Source organism: Clostridium sp. TF11-13AC, from assembly GCF_003481065.1.
In the GTDB taxonomy this organism is placed as follows: domain Bacteria; phylum Bacillota; class Clostridia; order Lachnospirales; family Lachnospiraceae; genus Otoolea; species Otoolea fessa.
Map to the genome: position 1 here is coordinate 1 of NZ_QUKJ01000026.1, position 329 is coordinate 329.

The 329-nt window shown below is 50.5% G+C and carries 1 protein-coding gene; it reads left to right on the forward strand.

Going from position 1 to position 329, the window contains the following annotated elements; all coding sequences use genetic code 11:
* Window positions 1–329, forward strand: a 329-nt coding sequence (locus DXD12_RS15715) for a recombinase family protein (protein WP_243105409.1), incomplete at both ends; no start/stop codon positions are given.

Here is a 329-nt window from a genome sequence, read left to right on the forward strand (position 1 = left end):
CTGTCAAAGGACGATGACCTGCAAGGCGAAAGTGCCAGTATCGCCAACCAGCGGGATATGCTGGAAAAATACTGCGAAAAGCAGGGATGGGAGGTTGTGGCAGTCTATCAGGACGATGGCTTCACAGGTCTTAATATGGAGCGTCCTGATTTACAGAGAATGTTGAGAGCCATTGAGCGCAGGCAAATCAACCTTGTCATCACGAAAGACCTCAGCCGACTGGGGCGGAACTATCTGCAAACCGGGCATTTGATTGAGGACTTTTTCCCAAGAAACGGTGTCCGCTATATCGCCATGAATGACGGTATCGACACCCTGCGGGATAACAA